Genomic DNA, 21796 nt, shown 5'->3' with positions numbered 1-21796 from the left:
CTGAACGAGAGCGTAATATAATGTTGGCTTTTATCTAAGTTTGAATTGTGAAAGGAAGCTTCTGCGAGGTTGATAAGAACTCTTAGCTTCTCAAGGACTAAATAGTTTGCTGGGTAGCTGTCGGCTAGGAGAAGGAATAGCTCACCGGTTTCAATAGTTTCTTTTTCGTCTTGCCTGAATTCTACTAATGCAGTATTGACCCACATCAGGGTTGAAGCAAGGTGCTTTGGATATTTTTGGGCTAGTTCATCTAACTGAGGTAGGAAATAACTTTTAATGTGATTTAGTAACATTAAGGTGTTTTGTCCATTTATTCGGTTTTCTATCTCTTTGCCATACGCCTCTATTTCATCAAGGGAAAGGGACGAACCAGTGGGGTATTTAACTTCTAAAGGATTAAAGCCCTGATGAGCTTGAGTGTATAAACAAAGAGGTGTTAGTACTATGCTTATGACTAATAAAGGTCTTCTAATAAGGGATGTCATAGCGGATTAGGTATTTTTAGGAATAAGGCGCACTTTTTTGCTTTTTACGGAAGTGATATGAAAAATACGATTTTTTAACAAATAAAAAAAGACCCACAACCAATGAAGGCTGCGGGTCTTATGATTTACAGAGGTTGGTGACCGTTTTAATTATTGGTCATCCTCACTCTTATTCTCGGTATCATCATCGCCCTCAAGCTGATCCTTCAGCTGACTGAATACGTCGAGGTCGCCCAGTGTGGACTTCTCAACTGTAGACTGTTGCTTCTTGACGGCTTGACGGGTCTCCTTACGCTCTTCCTGCTTCTCCTTGCGTACTTCGTCCTTCGCTTCACGGCGAATATCATCGAGGTAACGCAGGTGAGAAACAAGGATACGCTTGTCGTCACGGTTGAACTCAATCACCTTAACGGTCAGGGTCTCGTCTACTTCAGCGAGCTGACCATCTTCCTTGCGGATGTGCTTGATCGGTGCGAACGCTTCCAGGCCGTAAGGCATCTGCACAATTGCGCCCCGGTCGTCGCGGCGTACGATTGTGCCTTCGTGGTAAGAGCCTACCGGGAATACATTTTCGAAAGTATCCCATGGGTTCTCTTCCAGTTGCTTGTGGCCTAACGACAGCTTGCGGTTGTCCTTATCGATTTCAAGAATCATGATGTCGATGTTCTCACCAACCTTCGTGAATTCAGAAGGGTGAGAGAAACGCTTGGTCCAGGAAAGGTCAGAGATATGGATCATACCACCAATACCTTCCTCCAGCTCAACAAACACGCCATAAGGAGTGAGGTTCTTCACTTCACCGGTATGACGGCTGCCTTCAGGGAAGTTGTTCTGAATCTCGCTCCAGGGGTCTTTAGACAGTTGCTTGATCGAAAGCGACATCTTACGATCCTCGCGGTCGATGGTCACAATCTTCGCATCGTACTCCTGATTGAGCTTGAAGTACTCACGGGCATTGATCGGCTGATTGCTCCAGCTGACCTCAGATACGTGGATCAGGCCTTCAACGCCGGGCTGTATTTCAAGGAATGCACCGTAGTCTTCGATGTTGACAATCTTACCTTTAACGGTAGAGCCTTCTGAAATATCTTCAGGTAGCACCTCCCAAGGATGTGGCTGCAGTTGCTTCAGGCCAAGAGAAATCCGCTTCTTGTTCTCGTCGAAATCGAGTACAACCACGTTGATTTTCTGGTTGAGCGACAGCACTTCGCTTGGGTGGCTGATGCGGCCCCAGGAAATATCTGTGATATACAGCAGGCCGTCTACACCACCAAGGTCGAGGAACGCACCGAAGTCGGTGATGTTCTTCACGAGGCCTTCGAGTACCTGTCCTTTTTCAAGGCTGGCAATGATCGCCTCACGCTGCTCTGCAAGATCGCTTTCGATAAGCGCCTTGTGAGAAACCACAGCGTTCTTGATCTGCTCATTGATCTTGACCACCTTGAATTCCATGGTCTTACCCACGTATGAATCGTAGTCAATGATTGGCTTGATATCGATTTGCGAGCCTGGGAGGAATGTCTCCAGTCCGCTGCAATCAACGATGAGTCCGCCTTTGGTTTTGCTGATAACGGTACCTTTAATGACGGTGCCGTTCTCATACGAGTCAACGATGCTTTCCCATGCACGCAGCAGTTTTGCTTTGCGGCGGGAGAGTACCAACTGGCCGCGGGCATCTTCCTGCTGTTCTACGTAAACGTCGATTTCGTCTCCAGGGCCCAGGTCTGGTGTGTCCCGGAACTCAGAAGTTGGCACGAGTCCGTCAGACTTGAAGCCAATGTCCAGTACAATATCACCATCGCTAATTGCGGTAATCTTACCCTTAACGATTTCGTTTTCCAGAACAGAAGTCAGCGTTTCCTCATACTGATTGGTCAGCTCTTTGCGCTTCTCTTCGGTATAAGCAAGGCCGGAACGGCGGTCGGCAGACCAGTCGAAGTCGTCGTGTGCAGTTTCTGCAACAACAGGCTCTTCTTCCTCTTCGTCTTCGTCCTCCTCCTCGTCTTCTGTTGCCTCATCCGAATCGTCTTCTGAGTCATCATCAGACGCTTCGTCTTCCGCTTCCTCAGTTTCCGCTGCGGGAGCTTCTTCTTCTTCTTCAGACTTTTCAGCTTCCACTTTTTCAGTTTCCGCTACGGGAGTTGCCTCTTCTTCAGGCTTTTCAGCCTCCGTTGTTTCGGCTTTTTCTTCTTCTTGTTCAGCAGCAGAGGTGGTTTCCTCCGGCTGTTCAGCAGGTGTCTCTTCCTGCTGTTCTTCTTTTTCGAGATCTTTGTCGTCTAGCATTGAAAGAATGCTTTTGGTTAAAAAATCGGATTAAAAACAGGGCTTTGCAAGCCTTATTAAGGCATACTGCTCCCTAAAGCGGGGCAAAGGTACTGCAATAAATCAGGAAATGAAAATAAAAAGTACTGTAAGTTAGCAGCTTAGAGGGTAGGTTTGGAGGTGTTTACAGCGTAAAGGTTGTTGCAAACACACTTCTAAGTAGGCTTTTGTGGTAAAAGTGCGTACAAAATACTTATTTTAGGCACTCCTGAACCTGCTAGCATAACCAAAACGGAAAAAACCAGAGATAAGAAATGATGAGTGATCAACGGCCGTGGCTTAAGAACTACCCAAGCGGAGTTCCTGCCAACATCAATCCAGACGAATATCCCACATTGGTGGATATGTTTGAAGATACTTTCAAAAAGTACAGCCGCCGGGTGGCTTTCTCCTGCATGGGCAAAGAGCTTTCTTTTTCGGATATCGATAAGCATTCTAAAGCATTCGGTGCTTATTTGCATTCACGTGGACTAGAGCCTGGCGACAAAATCGCCCTGATGATGCCCAACCTCCTGCAGTACCCCATCGCGCTATTCGGGGCCTTAAGGGCCGGGCTAATTGTAGTCAATACCAATCCCTTGTACACGCCCAGAGAAATGCGGCATCAGTTTACGGATTCCGGTGCCAAAGCCATCGTTATCGCCGAAAACTTTGCTTCCAATCTGGAAAAAATTATCGGGGACACGAATATCACAACGGTCATCACCACAAGCATCGGTGAGATGCTGGGCTTTCCTAAAAAGCTTGTCGTCAACTTTGTGGTACGCCAGATTAAGAAAATGGTGCCGGCTTATAATATCCCGAACACCGTGAGCTTCTCCGATGCGCTGAAGCAGGGCAAGCGGTTTACGCTCAAAGCCCATAAAGGGAATGCCGACGATGTGATCTTATTGCAGTATACCGGGGGCACCACCGGGGTAGCCAAAGGTGCGATGCTGACCAACCGCAATCTTATTGCTAATATGCAGCAGATCCGGGCATGGATGATGCCGTTCCTGAAAGAAGGGGAGGAAATCGCTCTCAATCCACTACCGATGTACCACATCTTCGCCTTTTCTGTCAACTGCCTGGCGCTCATGGGGGTCGGTACGACTAATGTGCTGGTCACCAATGCCAGAGACCTCCCTTCGGTCATCAAAGCGATGAAGGATTATCCGGTTACACTAGTAACGGGTGTCAATACCCTCTTCAATGCCCTGGTCAACCACAAAGACTTCAGCTCAGTGGATTTTAGTTCGCTCAAAGTGACTGTAGGTGGGGGAATGGCCGTACAGCGCTCGGTAGCGGAGGCCTGGCAAAAAGTAACAGGCTGCCAGCTTTCTGAAGGCTACGGTATGACGGAGTCCTCGCCGGTAGTCAGTGTGAACCCACTGGACAATACGGGCCGGATCGGAACCATAGGTCTGCCGGTGTCTTCCACCGATGTCCGCATCGTGGATCAGCAGGGCAATGTGCTGGGCTACAATCAGCCGGGCGAGCTGCAGGTGAAAGGCCCGCAGGTGATGAAGGGCTATTACAACCGGCCCGATGAAACCAACAAGACCCTCGTGGATGGATGGCTGTGTACCGGCGACGTTGCTATGCTTGATGAGGATGGCTTTATGCAAATTGTTGACCGGAAGAAGGATATGATTCTCGTCTCTGGTTTCAATGTATATCCGAATGAGGTAGAGGAGATCGTTGCTTCTCACCCAAAAGTGCTGGAGTGCGCTGCCGTGGGCGTACCGGATGAGAAGAGTGGCGAAGTTGTGAAGGTCTTCGTGGTCCGTAAAGATAATTCGCTCAAGGAGAAAGAGCTGATTGAATATTGCCGGGGCGAACTGACTGGCTACAAAGTGCCCAAAAAAGTAGAGTTCCGTGATGAACTGCCCAAAACAAATGTTGGAAAAATCCTTCGGCGGGAATTGCGCGAAGACGCACAGAAATAAAATCATCTGAGCCCGGCGTGCTTGCTGTACAGCCGGGCCAACAGATGCTGGCATAGCATCTGTTCGTGCTATAAATGATAAGATATGGCTTCCGAAAAATTTGATGCCAATAGTGCGCCCAAACCCGTTGGGCTTTACCCGCATGCCCGCCGGGCCGGCAATTTGCTCTTCCTCTCCGGCATTGGCCCCCGGGACCCGAAAACGGACGGCGTGCCCGGTCTGGAACAGTCTGGCAGCGGCAACTACACGAGCTTCGATTTTGAGGCACAGTGCCATGCGGTCTTCCAGAACGTACGGCGAGTATTAGCCGACAGCGGTGCCAAATGGGAAGACCTGATAGACGTGACCGTTTTCCTCACCGATATGAAGCGGGATTTCCATACCTACAACCGCGTGTATGCGGAATACTTCAAGGACCATCAGCCTTGCCGGACTACAGTAGGTATCGATAGCCTGCCAACGCCTATTGCTATTGAGCTGAAGTGCATAGCGGCCGTTGGGGATTAGTCCCTAAAACTGGTCTTTAATGCTTTGCGCGCCTGATGCCTTTGTACGGCAAGTTCGATCAGCCGTTCGATCAGTTCCGGATAACTCAGCCCCGCTGCCACCCACAGCTGAGGGTACATGCTGATATCTGTAAAGCCGGGCAGGGTGTTCACTTCATTGACATAAATATCGCCTTCGGGGGTCAGGAACATATCGACCCGGGCCATCACTTCACACTCCAGCGTCCGGAAAGCCTTTAATGCAATGGCCTGCAGGCGGGGCAGTTCTTCGGGTTTGACTTTGGTAGGGATGAGCAGTTTGGCCGTATCCGGGTTTTCGTATTTGGCATCAAATGAATACTCTTCCTGCGTGACAATTTCGCCCACCTCAGTGGCTTCCGGGCGCTCATTGCCCAGCACGGCGCATTCCACCTCTCTGCCTTCAATCATTTCTTCGATTAATACCTTGCGGTCATAGGAGAAGGCATCCGTTATGGCAGCCTCAAACTGATCGGCCCGGCTGACTTTATGCACGCCCACCGAGGAGCCCATATTGGCAGGCTTGACGAATACCGGACTGCCGAGCTTTGCCTTGACCTGCTCGTAAGACCACGATGCCGCAGTGGAGCTATGGAGTACGATATCCTGCGCTACTTTCACGCCCGCTTGCCGCAGCAACCGCTTGGCCACATCCTTGTCCATGGAAACAGCCGACCCCAGTACGTCGGGCCCCACGAAGGGGAGGTCGATCGTGCGGAGCAAACCTTGCAGTACGCCATCTTCGCCGGTGGGGCCATGCACGATCATGAAGGCGGCATCGGGCTGCGCAATGGGCTGCTGATTATCAAGGCGGATGAGCTGCCCTTCGGCCCGGCCCGGAATAATAGCCAGCTCCGGCCCGCTTTCGGCTATGAACCGCCCAAGGCCCGCCTCTTCCTGTAGGCGCCAGCACCCCGACCGGTCTATACCAATGAGCAGCACTTGGAACCGGTCTCGCCGGATAGCGGCCAGAATATTTTTGGCAGAACGGACCGAAATTTCGTGTTCCGGGGATTTGCCCCCGCAGATGACAGCAATAGTCTTCACAGGCATGTGGATTTAAGGAGCCAATATAGGACAACCCGCAGTTGTGCGCTAAAAATTGTAAGTTTATTCTTCGAGCAGTTTCAAAAACTCCGGAATCGTACAAGCATTCAAAAAATTAATCATGCACAAATTTCTTTTCTTTTGTTGGGTGGTCGCCTGTTTGTGCCCGGTTGGAAGCAACGCCCAGCTTAGTTTGGTCAAAAACGGGCAACCTCTGGGGCGTATCCTCATTGATAAAGAAGTAGCTGCCGACAGTATGGCAGCTGCCGTATTGCAACGCTTTATTGGCGAAATGAGCGGCGCAGTACTGCCCGTCCGGGATTTCAGGTCTGCCCGCCCCCAGCCCGGTGATGCGCTGATTGGGAGCTTTCAGCTCGGCACCTGGCCTGACCTTCCGGCGGTTGCGGATAGCCTGGTGGAGGATGGCTTTCTGATTCATACCCAAGATGGCTACCTGCGCCTGCTCAGTGGTGGAGGCCAAGGCAGTGTGTATGCCGTAGTCACCCTGCTGGACGATTTCCTGGGCATGGATTACTACGCCAAAGACACTTACACGCTGCCCCGCCAGACGGATATCACCTTACCTGCGCTTAGCCTGGAAGACCACCCCGCATTCGCCTACCGCCAAACCTTCAGCTATGGCCTGGAGGACCCTGTTTATAAACTGTGGTTCCGCCTGGAAGCACCGAAAGAAGCCTTTGCGGGCAACTTGTGGGTACATACCTTCGACCGGCTCCTGCCCTCGGCTCAATTTGGCGAAAGCCACCCGGAGTATTACTCCCTGATCAAAGGCAAGCGGCAGCCCGGAAAAGCCAGTCAGTGGTGCCTGACAAATGAGGAGGTGCTGGAGCGTACAACGCAACAGCTGGACTCGATTTTTAAAGTACACCCGGAGCAGGATATTATTTCGGTCAGTCAGAACGATGGCAACTTTACGTACTGCACTTGTGATAATTGTGCCGCGATAGACGAGCGGGAGGGCAGCCCCAGCGGTACGCTCATCCACTTCGTCAATCAACTGGCGGACCGGTTTCCGGACAAAATGATTTCTACGCTAGCCTACCTGTACAGCATGCATCCGCCGAAGCATTTGAAGCCTCGCCCGAATGTCAACATTATGCTCTGTAGCATTGACGCCAAACGAGAAGTACCACTTACTGATAACGCTACCGGGCAGGATTTCGTGAAAGCACTTAAAGGCTGGGCCGCTATCTCGGATAATATCTTTGTATGGGACTACGGCATCAATTTCGATAACCTGGTGGCCCCTTTTCCAAACTTCCATGTGCTGCAACCCAACATGGCGCTTTTCCATCAGCACAACGTGCGTATGCACTTTGCACAAGTAGGTGGAAAGCGGGGCGAAGACTTTTCAGAATTACGCGCCTATATGCTTTCCCGCCTGCTTTGGGACCCCTATCAGAATGCCGACGAACTGATGCTTGAGTTTATGGAAGGGTACTACGGTGCCGCGGCGCCCCATTTATACCAATACCAGAAGATGCTGGAAGCCGCCCTTTTCGCGGGTGATATCCCGCTGTGGATTTATGATACGCCGGTTTCGCACAAATCAGGCATGCTGCGTGCCCGACTCCGCGCCCGCTACAACGAATTATTTGACCGGGCAGAAGCGGCCGTGGCGGATGAGCCTGAACGATTGCGCCGCGTACGCCGCTCGCGCCTGCCCCTGCAGTACGCCGAGCTGGAAATTGCCCGTACCCTTCCTGAGCGCGATCCTGCACAACTGAACATCATGCTCGACACCTTTGCCGCCCGGACAGCCCGCTATGGGGTGGAAACCCTGAACGAGCGCAACAATGCTCCCGCAGACTACTGCCGGCTCTACCGCGAGCGTTACCTCCGCAAGCCCGAAGGCAATCGGGCTGCTGGTGCAAAAGTGACCTGGCAGGAGCCGCCGTCCCCCGGTTACCTCGATGGCGCAGCTGCTGCCCTTACCGACGAGCTTTACGGCGGTACCACCTTTGGCGACAGCTGGATCGGCTGGGAAGGTAAAGACGGCAGCTTCGTCATTGACCTCGGTAGGGTACAGCCCGTAAAGTCGGTGGAAACTGATTTCCTGCATCAACTTGGCGCCTGGATTCTGTTGCCCAAAAGCGTCACCTATGAGGTGTCAGCAGATGGAAAAAACTATAAGCCTTTCGGCAAAGAGCTACTGCCGGAAGACCGCTCCCGGGAGGTGAAGTTTGTGGGCGTTAAGACGGAGCAAACGGAGGCGGTTCAAGCCCGTTACATCCGTGTATCGGTAGAGGGGGTTAAAACCTGCCCGGCCTGGCACTACGGCGTAGGCTATCCGGCCTGGTTTTTTTTGGATGAGGTGGTGGTGCGGTAGCTCCGCGCTTTTCCTAGTTGTATTTTTAAGAGGTGAAATACGGGCCTTGATGCATTGGGCCAGTATGGTGGGAAACATGAGCTGTTACCAACTACGCATAGGTTTTTTGCCTGTCTTTATCCTGCAATACAAGTCTGCAAAAGCTATCTTGCAGACTTGCAGCGTAGAAAGGAAAGCGCTGCTTCAAGCAGGGGGGACTCCCAACACGCTCTTAATGACGAACCCAAAATCTTAACCTACGGCTATGACCCGCAAAGCATTTATCGAAAAAGCCCTGAAAGCCAGTATGGGGCTGCCCTTGTTTTCGTCCTTTTTACTGGAATCATGCAACCGCTACGACTTGGAATTCCCGGTTCTTCCAATGGGCTTTCAGGGTAAAGTCCTTGTAGTGGGAGCTGGCGCTGCCGGTCTTGCTGCCGGGCACCTGCTGCAACGCTCTGGTATTGATTTTGAAATCATCGAAGCTGCACCGGTTTGGGGCGGGAGGATGAAAAAAGCAGTCGGCTTCGCTGATTTCCCCATTGACCTGGGCGCAGAATGGATCCACACCCATCCGGATATTTTATCGGATATCCTCAACAGCCCGGGCATGGATATGGATACGAAAATTGATTTCATTGCGTACAGCCCGAAGACCACACAGACCTGGAACAACGGAAGGCTCAGGAACCATAACTACATCAGTAAGTTGTATTCCGAATGGAAATTCAAGCACACCACTTGGTTTGGCTTTTTCGAGGCATATATCGTACCGGGTATTGAAAGCCGTATCACTCTCAATACCCCCATTTCAGAAGTAGACTATTCTTCTGACAGGGTGCAGCTAAAAACAACAGACGGCCGCATTTTTGAGGCTGATAAAGTACTGTTCACCGTACCGGTCAAAATCCTGCAAAATGAGCTCATCTCGTTTGTCCCGCCTTTGCCTGTATCTAAAACTAAAGCCATTAACCAGGTTGCTGTTGGCGATGGCATTAAGATTTTTGTGGAGTTTCAAAGCCGGTTTTATCCCGATATGCTCTCCTTTGGCCCTATCCTGAAAGCCTTTCGGAAGGAAGAGAAGTTTGTTTACGATGCAGCATTCGGTAAGGATTCTGATAAGAATATTTTGGGGCTATTTGCGATTAATGAAGCAGCGGCAGCCTATACGCAGCTTGGTACAGAATCAGCCATTATCGGGGAATTTCTGAACGAGCTCGATGAGATATTCAGCGGTCAGGCTTCGGCTGGTTATGTAAAGCACATCATTCAGAACTGGTCTGCAGAACCTTATATTCAGGGGGCTTATTCTTACGATTTTGAAGAGAAGCAGTGGCGCGTGGTGGAGGCCATTCAGGAACCAGTAGCAGATCGGCTGTTCTTTGCCGGCGAAGCCCTCTCTATCGATCATCAGGCGACGGTGCACGGTGCTTGCGAATCGGCATTCGAGGCGATGTCCCGCATGTTGGCGGCAGGGCAATAGATTCTGAGGGGGGCGTTGTAAGAGCGTGTTGGGACTTTAGTAATCGGTTTGTCCCGGTGCACCGGTACACTTTCCTCCCTGCGTAAAACCAAAAAAGCCCTGGCATTTGCCGGGGCTTTTGGTGGTCCCACTTGGGCTCGAACCAAGGACCTACTGATTATGAGTCAGTTGCTCTAACCAGCTGAGCTATGGGACCAGAGCATTGCATAAATGCAGCGCAAAAATAAGTATTCTAAGGTTGTCAGGCAAGAGTTGACTGAAAATAGAGGGCTGTAAAAGTTAAATGCTTCTACAGCCCCCTGTGATGTTGCTTATTCGCCCTTGTCCAAATGTATATCCATTTGAGGGTAAGGAATGCCGATGCCATTGGCGTCAAACTCCTTCTTGATGCGCTCAAAGAAGACCTTATAAGCTGGCCAGAAGTTTTCGTTTTTCGCCATAAAGCGGACTGCAAAATTGACGGAGCTGTCGGCCAGTTCTTTTACAAAGATGTCATAGCCTGCCTCCAGCTCAATATTGGGGAGGCCTTTGACGATCTCTTCAATCAGCGCCTTTGCTTTGTCGATATCATCGTCGTATCCGATGCCAACGGTAAGGTCATGCCGACGGATGCCCTGTGCCGTGTAGTTCTGAATGGCGTTGCTGGTAATTTGCCCGTTCGGGATGATGATCAGGCGGTTGTCAAGTGCAACCAATACGGTATGGAAAATGAAGATATCGGTCACCGTCCCGGCATGGCCATTCACTTCTATAAAGTCGTTGACTTTAAAAAACTTGAAGATTAAAATGAGCACACCACTGGCAAAGTTGGCCAGATTGCCCTGTAGCGCCAGTCCAACCGCAAAGGCTAATGCACTGAAAATAGCGACAAACGATGTCACCTCAATACCGAACATAGAAGCCACACTGAGTAATAGCAATACCTTCAGGCCAATGCTTACCAATGAGCCCAGAAAATCACGGACAGACTCTTCGTCCACGTACTTGTCCATGGCTTTTTTGATCAGCTTGGTAACGCGGCCAATGACCCAAAAACCAATGATCAGGGTTAAAATAGCTCCAATAAACTGCATCGCATACTGTGCAATGAGACCTTGGGCTTGTTCAAGAATTGAGTTCAAATCCATGACTTGATAAATTTTTTAGATTGTTAATAGTGAGATTTGCTGCGAAGGATAGGTAAAAAAATGATTTTCTACAAAATACAGGGCTGAAAATCATTTCCCGGTTTCCAGCCCTGCGTGGCCTAGCCTGCCTGTAACGTACTACGCTGAGACTCGGCCAGTCTCTTACTTGTCCAGATGTACGTCCATCTGCGGGAATGGAATACTGACGCCCGAGCGGTCAAACTCCTTCTTGACGTGCTCATGCATATAAAAATAAGTATCCCAGTAATGTTCACTTTTGATCCACGGGCGCACGAGGAAGTTTACCGAGCTATCCCCCAGTCCGGAAACTTTGATGAGCGTCTCAGGCGTGCTTAGGACGTAGGGGCAGGCATCGGAAACGCGCTTGATCGCTTCCCGCGCCTTGTCGATGTCATCACCATAGCCGATGCCAAAGGTCATATCTACACCCATTTCACCCTGACCGGAGATATTGGTGATCACATTGCTGGTCACGACACTGTTTGGGATGATGATGCGTTTGTTGTCTAATGTTTGCAAAACGGTATTGAAGACTTGAATGCCAATGACTTTTCCGGTTTGCCCACCACCTATCTCCACCAGGTCACCGACGGTATAAGGCTTAAAAATCAGCAGGAGTACACCACTTGCAAAATGGCCAAGGCTACCCTGCAAGGCCATACCTACAGCAAAGGCGAGCGCACCAAACAGTGCTACGAATGAGGTGGTTTCGATACCGAACATACTGGCTACGCTGAGCAGCAACAGTACCTTAAGGCCTACACTGAGGAGTGAGGACAGGAACGGGCGGATGGTAGGGTCGAAGTTCCGCTTCTCCATACTCTTCTTGAGCATGTCTGTTATTTTCCCAATAATCCAGAAGCCTATAACGAGCGTCAGAATAGCGCCGCCAACTTTGGGCAAATAAGTGGTGACGAGCGTACCAAGCAATTCGAAGTCTAGCAATTGATCCATGTTGATTGTTGTTTTGTTTTGAGTATTTTAGAGCCTGTAGGGGTTTTACACTTCGGGCTGCTCTTGCCAAATTTCGTCCTGCTCTTCGTTGCTTACCGGTCACGTAGCTAAGGCTATGTGATTTAAGAATGGGCCCCTTTGCTCCCATTCTTGAATGTATCGCGCCTCGATCAGAACAAAATTTGGCGCCGTTCGCTCCAAAAGTAAAATCCCATAGAGATCCTGTATTCAGGACTCCTGGTTTTTCAGACGTAATTTTAGCTGAAAGTTACGTTTGCTTATTATAAAAAAGGCGCAAAAGCAATGTGAAAGATATGCCAAAGTGGTATTCAAAGGAGGAAGCCTTACAGAAATTGCAGCACTATTGTGCCTATCAGGACCGCTGTCATCAGGAGGTCCGGCAGCAACTCAGAGATATGAATGTGTATCCGGATTGGCGGGAGGAGATTATCGTGGCGCTTATCGAAGAGAATTTCCTGAACGAAGAGCGTTTCGCCCGTAGCTACGTCAGGGGCAAGTTCCGGATGAAAAAATGGGGCCGCGTACGCATCAAACAAGAACTGCGCCGAAGGAATATCTCCGATTATTGTATCCGAAAAGGCCTGTCAGAAATAGAGGAAGCCGCCTATTCCGAAACGCTAAATGAGCTGGTTGAAAAAAAAGGAGACCGGACTGATGCTGCCAACCTCTGGGCTTTCCGGAATAAAGTAGCTCACTTTGTGATCAACAAAGGATACGAGCCAGCCATGGTGTGGTCGGCTGTCAAGGAAATTTACCCGGATAGCACTTAGAGTATGTTAGGATGCTGACTTTTGATAGTTTTTGGTTTGAAAAAGGTAAGAGGGGTGCCTTATATTTAGGTTGGATAGAAACGGGTTAATTTCAAACCCCCGTTATTCTGGTTATTTAAAACAGGAAAATCATGAAAAAACGTCAACATGCTCTTCAGAAATTTGAATCCGCCCGCTTGTCCAAAAAGGCATGCCTAAAGGCAAAGGGTGGGCATAAATACAGCCCGACCGGAGCTGGTTTCCAGGGAACTTTTATTTGGGAAACCGTAGATGTACGCGGTTTGATGGGGCAAGGCCATGAGTCAGAAAAAAGCCTCAATACAACCCTGAGCCAACTTGGCGGATAGCGCCGGATACACTACTCGTGGATGAGATAAAAGGGATTGTTGATTTCAAGCCCGGCATGAGTAAGTGTTTCAGCCCCAATAAATTACGATTTGTTTGATGCGGAATAGGGAGTACAGCTTTACCGGCTGCGTTCCCTAAATTTCCGCTTGATAACCGCTCCATATGTCTTCCCTTCCAATTTGCTTTCCAGCCAGGCCATCAGGTCAAATGCACGGACAAAGAAACTTTTGGCCCGTTCTGCCTGTGGCAACCGCTCAAACTCGCCTTTGAGGTTTTCGTAAGCCGTCTTTAGCTCGTGCCGTGAAGGCGAGCCGGTCGCTTTGCGAATGAAACTGATGATTTCCCGTTCCACATCGTGCAACTGCTCCCGTTTTTTCAGGTACCGGTAGGTGCTCCTGATCAGAGAGTCGAGCAGCACGTAGTTGCCGAGCTCAAAGTGTACAATCAGGTTGAGAATGCGCGCCGTACCCTGTAACTCCTGCCGTTCTACCGTTGTGCTCAGGTTGAGCCAGTCGTTGAGGTACGAGAGCGCATCATCGTAAGCTCCTGCACCAAATGAGATATGGAAATAGTAATAATAAAAGGTGTTGGTCTCAAAGAGGTCATTATCGAAGCCCTGCCGTTCTGTTAGGTGGGTTTTCAGAGCTGATAAGCCTTCGGCAAAATCACCTTTGGCAATGCAGAGCGAAAACTTATTTTGATAATACTGCCGGTGAATCTTGAGCTCATCGTCTTTGCTCAGCGGGTGGACTTGCCTGAGTTTTTCCAGGTACACCTCCAGGGCTTCATAGTCGCCTACCCGCCCACAGCTCATGATGAGGTTGCTCAGCGCAGAAATATATTCAGAAACATCTTCCTTTAAAAAGTGGGGCTTAGACTCCATCAGCTCTATGAGCTGCTCGCTGTTTTGGTTGAAGCCCTGCAGGTCGCCCGTGGCCAGCTGATAAATGCTCAGGGTACGGAAGTAGTAAATTTGCGCCTGATGTGCATCGTGCTCCGGTGCTTCCTGCAACAAAGGCGTATCTACGATGTCGGCCAGGCGCTTCCGGAACGCCGGCCCGGCCAGAGAGGCATCTTTACGCAGGCTGACGAGCAACCGGAAGAACAGATTGCGGTAGGCCGAAATACTGCTGAGCTGTTGTTGCAGCATGCGTTCTTCGGTCTCTATGCGCTCCAGTGCCTCATTGAGGTAGTCGATGTCCGATTTGGCGTAAGCCAGCTGTTTTTCCCAGCCCAGAAGGTCCAGAAGTACCGTGAAGCGCTCGTACTTATAAGCCACCTTCCGGGCTTTGTGCAGAATATCCTGACAATCGGAAAACAGGGAGCGACGAAACAAGACCTGTAAACTTTGCATGTAGTGGCGCAGCTTGTAATCTACTGAAGTCTTCTCGTCGTAGCCCTGCAGGCTCTTCAGGCACAAGTCGTAGAGGTAGGCTTTGAGCTCTGAGTACTTGCGGCTCTGTACCGGTGCGCCCTGATACACCGCTTCCTTGAGCGCTTCATCATCAAAATCTTCACGGGCCTCGATAGCGTCGAAAAGGCGTAGGTATTTGCTATCCTTACCGGAGGTGTTGCCGACAAAGACTTTGAAGTACCGTTTTTCTGAGCCCGACATGGACTTGATAAGTTGGAAGAGCTTATTCGATGGGGTCTTGGGCATAATCTATGTCCTTTATCAATACAACTGGGCTTATATAACCCCGGCAAAGCCATTTTGGCTGCCTGCCAGGCAAAGGTATTTTAAATTCTGAAACCTGACAATAAACCGAATGCGTATTGCGCTGCCAGCTCCCTTCGCCTAATATTAGGTTAGATTTTTACATTCATAAACGCTACTTAATACAAACGGCCTATGAAAATGGTAAGCTTTACACCAAAATCCAGCAACTTACGCCCGGTAACGCCCGCTACGAGCTTGAATATACGCCGGGCAAAAATTGCGCTGCCCACACTTGAGGGCTACCTCTTTCGTCCGGTAGCCGCTATCCTCTACCTGAAAGCAGAAGGTAACTATACCACCATCCGCTTTATTGACGGCACGCAGGAGCTGATCTGCAAAACCCTGAGCCACGTGGAGAGTATGCTGGGGCAGTACCCGCAGTTCGTTAGGGTCCACCGGTCCTTCGCTGTCAATATTGAGCGTATGGACCGCTATGTGCGGGGCAAAGGCGGATATGTGGTGATGGAATGTGGTAGAGAGATCAGCGTTTCCAATAGCAAAAAAGCTCACCTGGCAACGGCAGTAGAGTTGCACTTTGGTGCCCGTCTGTAGATCGGGTTTCCTATCTTTGGCGGTCTATATGAGAGTCGCCATCAATACCCGATTTCTGCTGCCGGGCCGCATCGAAGGCATCGGCAGGTATACCTACGAAGTGGTACGCCGGCTGCTGCGCGAACACCCCGAGCACGAATATCTGTTCCTGTTCGACCGCCCGTTCGACCCCGCTTTTACATTCGATGGGCAGGCGCAGGGTATTGTACTGCCTCCTCCTGCCCGCCACCCCTTGCTTTGGTACCTGTGGTTTGAATGGGCAGTGCCGGTTGCGCTACGGAAGCACCGGGCAGATGTGTTTTTCTCACCCGACGGCTACCTGTCCCTGCGCTCGAAAGTGCCGGCGCTCATGACCGTGCACGACCTGGCTTTCGAGCATTTTGACGGTCATATCCCAGCTTTAGTCAATCGCTATTACCGCTATTATACGCCTCGTTTTTGTGCCCACGCCAGCCGGTTGCTGGCCGTTTCCGAGTATACCGCAGCGGATGTGCAGGAGCGCTACCATATTCCCGGGGAGCAGATCGCTGTTTGTGGTAATGCCTGCCGGGAAGGGTTCCGGCCACTTCTTGAAACAGAAAAACAGGCTGCGCGGGCGCGTTGGAGCGCCGGTCAACCCTACTACCTCTACATCGGCTCCATTCACCCCCGGAAAAACATCCACCGGCTAATTGCAGCATTCTCTGCGTTTAAGGCACAAACGCAGAGCCCCGCCAAATTGCTGATTGCGGGCCGCTTTGCCTGGCAGGCCGGGCCAGTAAAAGCAGCCTATGAAGCTTCTGCCTATCAGCAGGATATCGATATGCTGGGCTTTGTGCCGGATGAAGCACTGCCGGAACTGCTGGGCGCAGCAAAGGGGTTCGTATACCCTTCTCTTTTTGAAGGTTTTGGGCTGCCCTTACTGGAGGCGATGCATGCCGAAGTGCCGGTCATCACCTCCAGCGTATCTTCTATGCTGGAGGTGGCCGGAGACGCTGCTCTGCTTGTGGACCCGCATAATACCGATGCGCTGGCCCAGGCGTTGGTACGGTTGGATGGAGCGGCTGAGCTACGGCAGCGGTTGGTGGAGAAAGGGCGGGTTCAGCGCAGGCAGTACAGTTGGGAGCAGACGGCTTCTGTGGTTTACAAAAACCTGGAACTGCTTTTTTAGCTTGTTGGTAGATCTGCCGACAGACCAAACCGGCCTTGTTTCCCTTTCGGCAAGATGAGCAGCTGCAGGAGCCTAGCTTTTCCGCCGCCCCAGCCAAACTGCACCTCCAAGTCCGATCAGGAACAAGCTCACCGCGATAAACTGTGCCTGCGTCAGGCCCGTACCCAAAAAGGAATAGACCTCATTAATGCGCACCTGCTCAATGAAAAACCGCTCCATCCCGTTAAACATCAGGTAGATGAAGAAGAGCATGCCCGGATAGCTTTTGGTGACGCCGCGCAGCCCGAACAGTATCCCTCCAATCGTGAACGCCATTAGCGATTCGTAGACCGGGGTGGGGTACACCGGTGGCTGCAGCCGGGTGCAGTAGATCATTTCGCAGCCTTCAATAGGTATGCCCCGCCGTAGTACATTATGCGGATAATCGTATGACCACAGCCAGTCGGGCAGGAACCACCACTCGGGCTGCGCTGCTGCGTTCACTATGCCCCAGTCGCCATCACCGGAAAAATGGCAGCCCAGGCGGCCCACTCCGTAGGCAATGATCAGGGCAGGGGCAACGGCATCCAGAACATGCACAATCGGAATGTTCTTCCGCCTGAGGTACAAAGCCACAAAAAGGAACCCGAAAATCAGCCCGCCGTAAATCGCCAGCCCGCCACCCGAGAGGAGCGTGCCCAGGGGGTCAGCCAACAGCGCGGGAATATCTTCAACGACGGCAAAAACTTTGGCACCTACTACCCCCGAAATAGCAGCAATAATGGTGATTTCGCTGATCCGGTCGTGCGGGTAGATTTTCCGGATGGCCTGCTTGGGTTTGGGCAAAGCCTGCCGGTTCCCATTCCAGTACCGGTAGGCCGCGAAAGCCACGCCCAGCAATAGCCCCCCGCTCCAACTCCCGGCGGAGGAGAGCAGTATTTCTGCCGCATCGGCCTTTAGTGCAGCAAAGTTCTGGTAGGCATAAATGCCCTTGAAGCCCAGGATGAAACCCCAGATACCATTGGAAGCAATTTCTGCAGCTGTGGGCGGTTTGCCAAGCTCAATTTTGACCTGCTCCGCTTCAAAGAGGCCTTCTCGTGCCTTGCGCTTCAACTCATGGTAAAGGATCAGCGCAGCCGATAAAATGGCCAGGACCAAAAGCAGCCCGAAGGTCTTGAAAATGGATAGCCAGTTGTCGGCAGGCGTGCCGAAGAGGTCATGAAAAACATAGGAGAGGTCGGGGTACATCCGTTGCGGAATTGGTGTGCCCCAAAGGTAGGGCTTTGTCGTTTAATTTGCTACTGATGCACTGGCTTCCGCCAATGCCGCCTCCACAATGCCCTGCTCATTGATGTGGTGCAGGTGCACCGTTGCCATTGTGTTGAGGCGTTCTTCCTTTAGGGGCAGGCTGACGCGTACGTAGTTGTCGGTGAAGCCGGACATCAGCCCCTCTTCCTTGCTTTGTTCAAAGAGAACGGTACGGGCGGTGCCGGCAAACTGCTCATAGAAGTACCGGCGCTTTTTCTCACTCAGTATGGTCAGCATTTTATTGCGTTGGCGGCGCTCCTCCATCTCCACATGGTCGGTACGCTCGTAAGCCGGTGTATTCGGGCGCTCGCTGTAGGTGAAAACGTGCAGGTAGGAAACGTCCAGCTCATTCAGGAATCGGTAGGTCTCCAGAAAGTCTTCCTTGGTCTCGCCGGGAAAGCCTACGATTACGTCCACTCCAATGCAGCAGTGCGGCATGAGGGCTTTGATCTTTGCCACGCGGTCGGCGTACAGCTCGCGCTTGTAGCGGCGGCGCATCTCCCGTAGCTGCTTGTTGTTGCCCGACTGCAGAGGCATGTGGAAGTGCGGTACAAACCGCTTCGATTGAGCTACAAACTCGATGACCTCATCGGTGCACAAATTGGGCTCGATGGAGGAAATGCGGAAGCGGTCGATGCCTTCCACCTGATCAAGTTCGCGGATCAGATCGATGAACATTGCCTCTTTCTTGGGGCGCACACCTTCAATCACTTCGGTTCCATTGCCAAAGTCGCCGATGTTGACACCGGTAAGCACAATTTCCTTTACCCCCATCTCTGCGATACGCTGTGCGTTGGCCACCACGCTCTCGACCGTGTCGCTACGGCTGCTGCCCCGTGCCAGCGGAATGGTGCAGAAGGTGCATTTGTAGTCGCAGCCATCCTGTATTTTCAGGAAAGACCGGGTACGGTCGCCAAAGGAAAAGGCATTGACAAACTCATTGGCTTCTTTTACCTCGCCGGCGCGCACCATGCCTTTGCCGGGCGCCTTGCTGAGCTCCTCCACATAGTCGAGAATACGGAACTTCTCCGCTGCGCCCAGTACCAGGTCTACGCCTTCGATTTCGGAAATCTCCTCTGGCTTAAGCTGTGCATAACAGCCCACCACCACCACTTTGGCCTCTGGCGAGTACTTCAGGGCCCGGCGTACAATCTGCCGGCATTTCTTATCCGCAAAGTCAGTCACGGAGCAGGTATTGACCACGTAAATATCCGCGCCATCCTTAAACCCCACTTCTGCATACCCCGCCTCTTCGAACAGCCGCCCGATCGAGGAGGTCTCGGAATAATTGAGTTTGCAACCCAGGGTATAAAAAGCGACGCTGCGTGGTGTGCCCATGTTAACTGCTTGATTATGCGTTTGCTAAAGAGCCGCAAAGTTACATATACTTATCCGGTTCGTCAAGCAGGTTTCAATCGTGAGATTGAACCGCAACCGTTCTACTGCGTTACCTGAATTCTACTTTCAAATTCAGGCTTGGGCAATGAGGCAATTTTAGCCTATTTTTGCCCCGTAAAATGAAATATGAAGAGATTATGAGTAAGCAATTTTATGATCTGCCGGTACGGGAAGTACGCCCCGAAACACAAGATGCGGTAACACTGGTTTTTGAGGTGCCGGAAGACCTGCAGTCTGCTTTTAAATATAAACAGGGGCAGTACCTGACCCTGCGTTTTGACATCAACGGGCAGGAAGAGCGCCGTTCGTACTCGATGTGCAGCAGCCCGGTAGAAGAAGACCTGGCTGTGACGGTAAAGCAGGTGGAAAACGGGAAAGTGTCGACTCACATCAACCAAAAGGTAAAAGCCGGGGACACCATCTCGGTTATGCCTGCCGACGGGCGTTTCTACACGGAGCTTGACGCTGATCAGCGGAAGGACTACTACCTTTTTGGTGCCGGCAGCGGGATCACTCCATTGATGTCTATTCTCAAAACCATTTTGGAGGAGGAGCCGCAGAGCACGGTCTACCTAATGTATGGCAACCGCAATGAGGAGTGTATTATTTTTAAGGAAGCTCTTGAGGGTTTACAGCGCAAGTATGAGGGGCAGTTTTATGTAGCACATCTCCTGAGCCAGCCCAAACGGGAAAAAGCAGGGGGCGCACTGGGCTTTCTCAAGAAAAGCAAAACATCATGGGAGGGCCGGACCGGCCGTATTGACCCCGGGCAGGTGCAGTGGTTCCTGGGGGAGTATAAAAAACGCAGCCAAACGGCAGAGTACTTCATCTGCGGCCCTGGCGATATGATTGATACCGTGGAAGGGGCGTTGCTTGGGCAGGGTATTGACAGCAAGCACATTCACACCGAGCGCTTTACCACCGGGCAGACCGCAACGGATGCCCCAAAGGCAGAAGGTGTGGATGGTGCCAAAGTGAAGGTCCATCTCGATGGCTCCGAAGTAGAAGTAACCGTAAAATCCGGCAAAACCATCCTGGATACACTTCTGGCAGAAAAGCTCGACCCGCCTTATTCCTGTACGTCTGGTGCCTGCTCGACTTGCATGGCTAAGGTGCTGAAAGGCGCAGTGGAAATGGATGCCTGCTTTGCACTGGATGAGGATGAGGTGCAAGAGGGATTCATCCTTACTTGTCAGGCTCACCCCACTACGGACGAGGTGGAAATCACCTACGACGTATAAGCTTTGGCATTTCGGGGTGATATTGGTAGCTTTGGAGTATAAAGGACGGTTCCTCGGGAAATGCTGTGAGCAATACCAGTGTGATCGTTGGAAGGATTGCCATTATGGCGGTATTCCTTCCGCCGCGCTCATTTCCTGTGAAGCTTGTCCATGAATACTGAATTTTCTCCTGACCTGTTTGCCAAAATACCTGACCAATGAATCCCCACGCCATACTGAAGCAGATTGATGTGTTCAGAGATAGTATTGCCACTGCTTCTGACAACCGTCAGCTCAGCCAGTTGTCTGAGCGGCTAACTGCCTTGCTTAATGCTCACTTCCCCGATGCTTCGGAAACCCATAGTGCCATCTTGCTGACCAGTGAAATGCACGACCTCAAACAGCGGGAGATGAAAGGCATCATCGGTGCTTCGGAGGGGCGGCTTGCCCGGAATCAGTGGACGGACAAATTCCTCAATTTGCTTATAGCCGCTAAGCTCATGGTGGCTAATGAGAGTGGTGAAAATCCCAAGGATCCAAGTATTCCGCAGAGCGGGCCGGTCAGGGCCGAAGCCCCGCTTAAGTTGTTCCTGTCCTATGCGGAAACCGACCAAGAGCTGAAAAACCGCCTCGATAACCACTTGACTGCCCTTAAGCGGGGCAACCTCATTGATGTGTGGAGCGATGAGCAGGTCATAGCCGGTCAAGACTGGGGGCAGGAAGCCAAAAATAAGATAGAGGATGCCGATATTGTCCTGCTGCTGGTTAGCGCAAGCTTCATCGCTTCTGAGCATATCTGGAAATCAGCAGTGGAAAAGGCAATGGCGCGACGCGCAGAGGGCGTTATCGTGGTACCCGTGGCCCTGAAACCGGTAGATGGGGAAGGGCTGCCCTTCGCCGGGCTGCAAGGCCTGCCCCGCTCCGGCAAGCCAGTCACGTCTTACGATGACCTTGACCTCGGGCTGCTGGAAGTCGCCAAAGGGGTGCGGGAAGTCGTAGAATATGTTCGGCAGCAGAAAGCCTAACGCTGCGTATCTATATTGGAACTGATCAGCGTTGATCCGCACTCCAATTCTCCGGGGCCTAAGCTCCAAACAAACTCTCAGCCAG

Annotated in this window: 17 protein-coding genes and 1 tRNA gene; 10 read left to right on the top strand and 8 right to left on the bottom strand. The window is 51.4% G+C overall.

Annotated features, from left to right (window positions below):
- Positions 1-635 precede the first annotated feature (635 nt).
- Entirely contained in the window at positions 636-2768 is a 2133-nt protein-coding gene (gene rpsA / locus RIC19_RS14465) for a 30S ribosomal protein S1 (RefSeq protein WP_350179043.1), read from the bottom strand.
- 296 nt (positions 2769-3064) lie between these two features.
- Between rpsA and RIC19_RS14460 the strand changes: the two genes are divergently transcribed.
- Entirely contained in the window at positions 3065-4735 is a 1671-nt protein-coding gene (locus tag RIC19_RS14460; protein WP_350179064.1) for an AMP-binding protein, read from the top strand.
- A gap of 84 nt (positions 4736-4819) precedes the next feature.
- Positions 4820-5242, top strand: a complete 423-nt coding sequence (locus RIC19_RS14455) for a RidA family protein (RefSeq protein ID WP_350179042.1) — start codon at positions 4820-4822, stop codon at positions 5240-5242.
- Here RIC19_RS14455 and ddlA read toward each other — a convergent pair.
- The gene (gene ddlA / locus RIC19_RS14450; RefSeq protein ID WP_350179041.1) at positions 5239-6312 is read right to left on the bottom strand and encodes a D-alanine--D-alanine ligase; all 1074 of its coding nucleotides are present in this window, start codon (positions 6310-6312) and stop codon (positions 5239-5241) included. The two genes, RIC19_RS14455 and ddlA, sit on opposite strands and share 4 nt — an antisense overlap.
- A 115-nt stretch (positions 6313-6427) precedes the next feature.
- Here ddlA and RIC19_RS14445 point away from each other — a divergent pair, with 115 nt between their 5' ends.
- Together RIC19_RS14445 and RIC19_RS14440 are read left to right on the top strand one after the other, a co-directional pair.
- Positions 6428-8656 (top strand): glycoside hydrolase family 20 protein, encoded by a 2229-nt coding sequence (locus tag RIC19_RS14445; protein ID WP_350179040.1) that lies wholly within the window; start codon positions 6428-6430, stop codon positions 8654-8656.
- A 244-nt stretch (positions 8657-8900) separates the two neighbouring features.
- A complete protein-coding gene (locus RIC19_RS14440; RefSeq protein ID WP_350179039.1) occupies positions 8901-10118 on the top strand; it encodes a flavin monoamine oxidase family protein in 1218 nt (405 codons plus the stop codon).
- Positions 10119-10237: 119 nt separating this feature from the next.
- Here RIC19_RS14440 and RIC19_RS14435 read toward each other — a convergent pair.
- The 3 genes from RIC19_RS14435 to RIC19_RS14425 all read right to left on the bottom strand — a co-directional run bounded on the left by RIC19_RS14435 (position 10238) and on the right by RIC19_RS14425 (position 12220).
- Positions 10238-10314: transfer RNA gene (locus tag RIC19_RS14435), tRNA-Ile, on the bottom strand.
- Positions 10315-10429: 115 nt separating this feature from the next.
- Positions 10430-11245 carry a mechanosensitive ion channel family protein gene (locus tag RIC19_RS14430; protein WP_350179038.1) on the bottom strand — a complete coding sequence of 272 codons (816 nt, stop codon included), beginning with the start codon at positions 11243-11245 and terminating at the stop codon, positions 10430-10432.
- Between the two features lie 162 nt (positions 11246-11407).
- Positions 11408-12220, bottom strand: a complete 813-nt coding sequence (locus RIC19_RS14425) for a mechanosensitive ion channel family protein (protein WP_350179037.1) — start codon at positions 12218-12220, stop codon at positions 11408-11410.
- Between the two features lie 314 nt (positions 12221-12534).
- On the opposite strand from RIC19_RS14425, the gene RIC19_RS14420 reads away from it, so the two are divergent.
- Together RIC19_RS14420 and RIC19_RS14415 are read left to right on the top strand one after the other, a co-directional pair.
- Positions 12535-13011 (top strand): regulatory protein RecX, encoded by a 477-nt coding sequence (locus tag RIC19_RS14420; RefSeq protein WP_350179036.1) that lies wholly within the window; start codon positions 12535-12537, stop codon positions 13009-13011.
- A 131-nt stretch (positions 13012-13142) separates the two neighbouring features.
- On the top strand, positions 13143-13358 hold the full coding sequence (locus tag RIC19_RS14415; protein WP_350179035.1) for a hypothetical protein: 216 nt from the start codon (positions 13143-13145) through the stop codon (positions 13356-13358).
- Positions 13359-13477: 119 nt separating this feature from the next.
- On the opposite strand, the gene RIC19_RS14410 is transcribed toward RIC19_RS14415, so the two are convergent.
- Positions 13478-15019, bottom strand: coding sequence for a hypothetical protein (locus tag RIC19_RS14410; protein ID WP_350179034.1), 1542 nt, complete (start codon positions 15017-15019; stop codon positions 13478-13480).
- A 192-nt stretch (positions 15020-15211) separates the two neighbouring features.
- Between RIC19_RS14410 and RIC19_RS14405 the strand changes: the two genes are divergently transcribed.
- Both RIC19_RS14405 and RIC19_RS14400 read left to right on the top strand, forming a co-directional pair.
- On the top strand, positions 15212-15631 hold the full coding sequence (locus tag RIC19_RS14405; protein ID WP_350179033.1) for a LytR/AlgR family response regulator transcription factor: 420 nt from the start codon (positions 15212-15214) through the stop codon (positions 15629-15631).
- Positions 15632-15659: 28 nt separating this feature from the next.
- Positions 15660-16781 (top strand): glycosyltransferase family 4 protein, encoded by a 1122-nt coding sequence (locus tag RIC19_RS14400; protein ID WP_350179032.1) that lies wholly within the window; start codon positions 15660-15662, stop codon positions 16779-16781.
- 72 nt (positions 16782-16853) lie between these two features.
- Here RIC19_RS14400 and RIC19_RS14395 read toward each other — a convergent pair whose 3' ends face one another.
- Both RIC19_RS14395 and mtaB read right to left on the bottom strand, forming a co-directional pair.
- A complete protein-coding gene (locus RIC19_RS14395; RefSeq protein WP_350179031.1) occupies positions 16854-18008 on the bottom strand; it encodes a prolipoprotein diacylglyceryl transferase in 1155 nt (384 codons plus the stop codon).
- A gap of 42 nt (positions 18009-18050) precedes the next feature.
- Entirely contained in the window at positions 18051-19406 is a 1356-nt protein-coding gene (mtaB, locus tag RIC19_RS14390; RefSeq protein WP_350179030.1) for a tRNA (N(6)-L-threonylcarbamoyladenosine(37)-C(2))-methylthiotransferase MtaB, read from the bottom strand.
- 197 nt (positions 19407-19603) lie between these two features.
- Here mtaB and RIC19_RS14385 point away from each other — a divergent pair, with 197 nt between their 5' ends.
- On the top strand, positions 19604-20707 hold the full coding sequence (locus RIC19_RS14385; protein ID WP_350179029.1) for a 2Fe-2S iron-sulfur cluster-binding protein: 1104 nt from the start codon (positions 19604-19606) through the stop codon (positions 20705-20707).
- A gap of 197 nt (positions 20708-20904) precedes the next feature.
- Positions 20905-21711 carry a TIR domain-containing protein gene (locus RIC19_RS14380; protein WP_350179028.1) on the top strand — a complete coding sequence of 269 codons (807 nt, stop codon included), beginning with the start codon at positions 20905-20907 and terminating at the stop codon, positions 21709-21711.
- Positions 21712-21796 lie beyond the last annotated feature (85 nt).

Source organism: Phaeodactylibacter sp., from assembly GCF_040219495.1.
Lineage (GTDB): Bacteria > Bacteroidota > Bacteroidia > Chitinophagales > Saprospiraceae > Phaeodactylibacter.
This window is presented reverse-complemented; position numbering and strand designations above follow the sequence as displayed.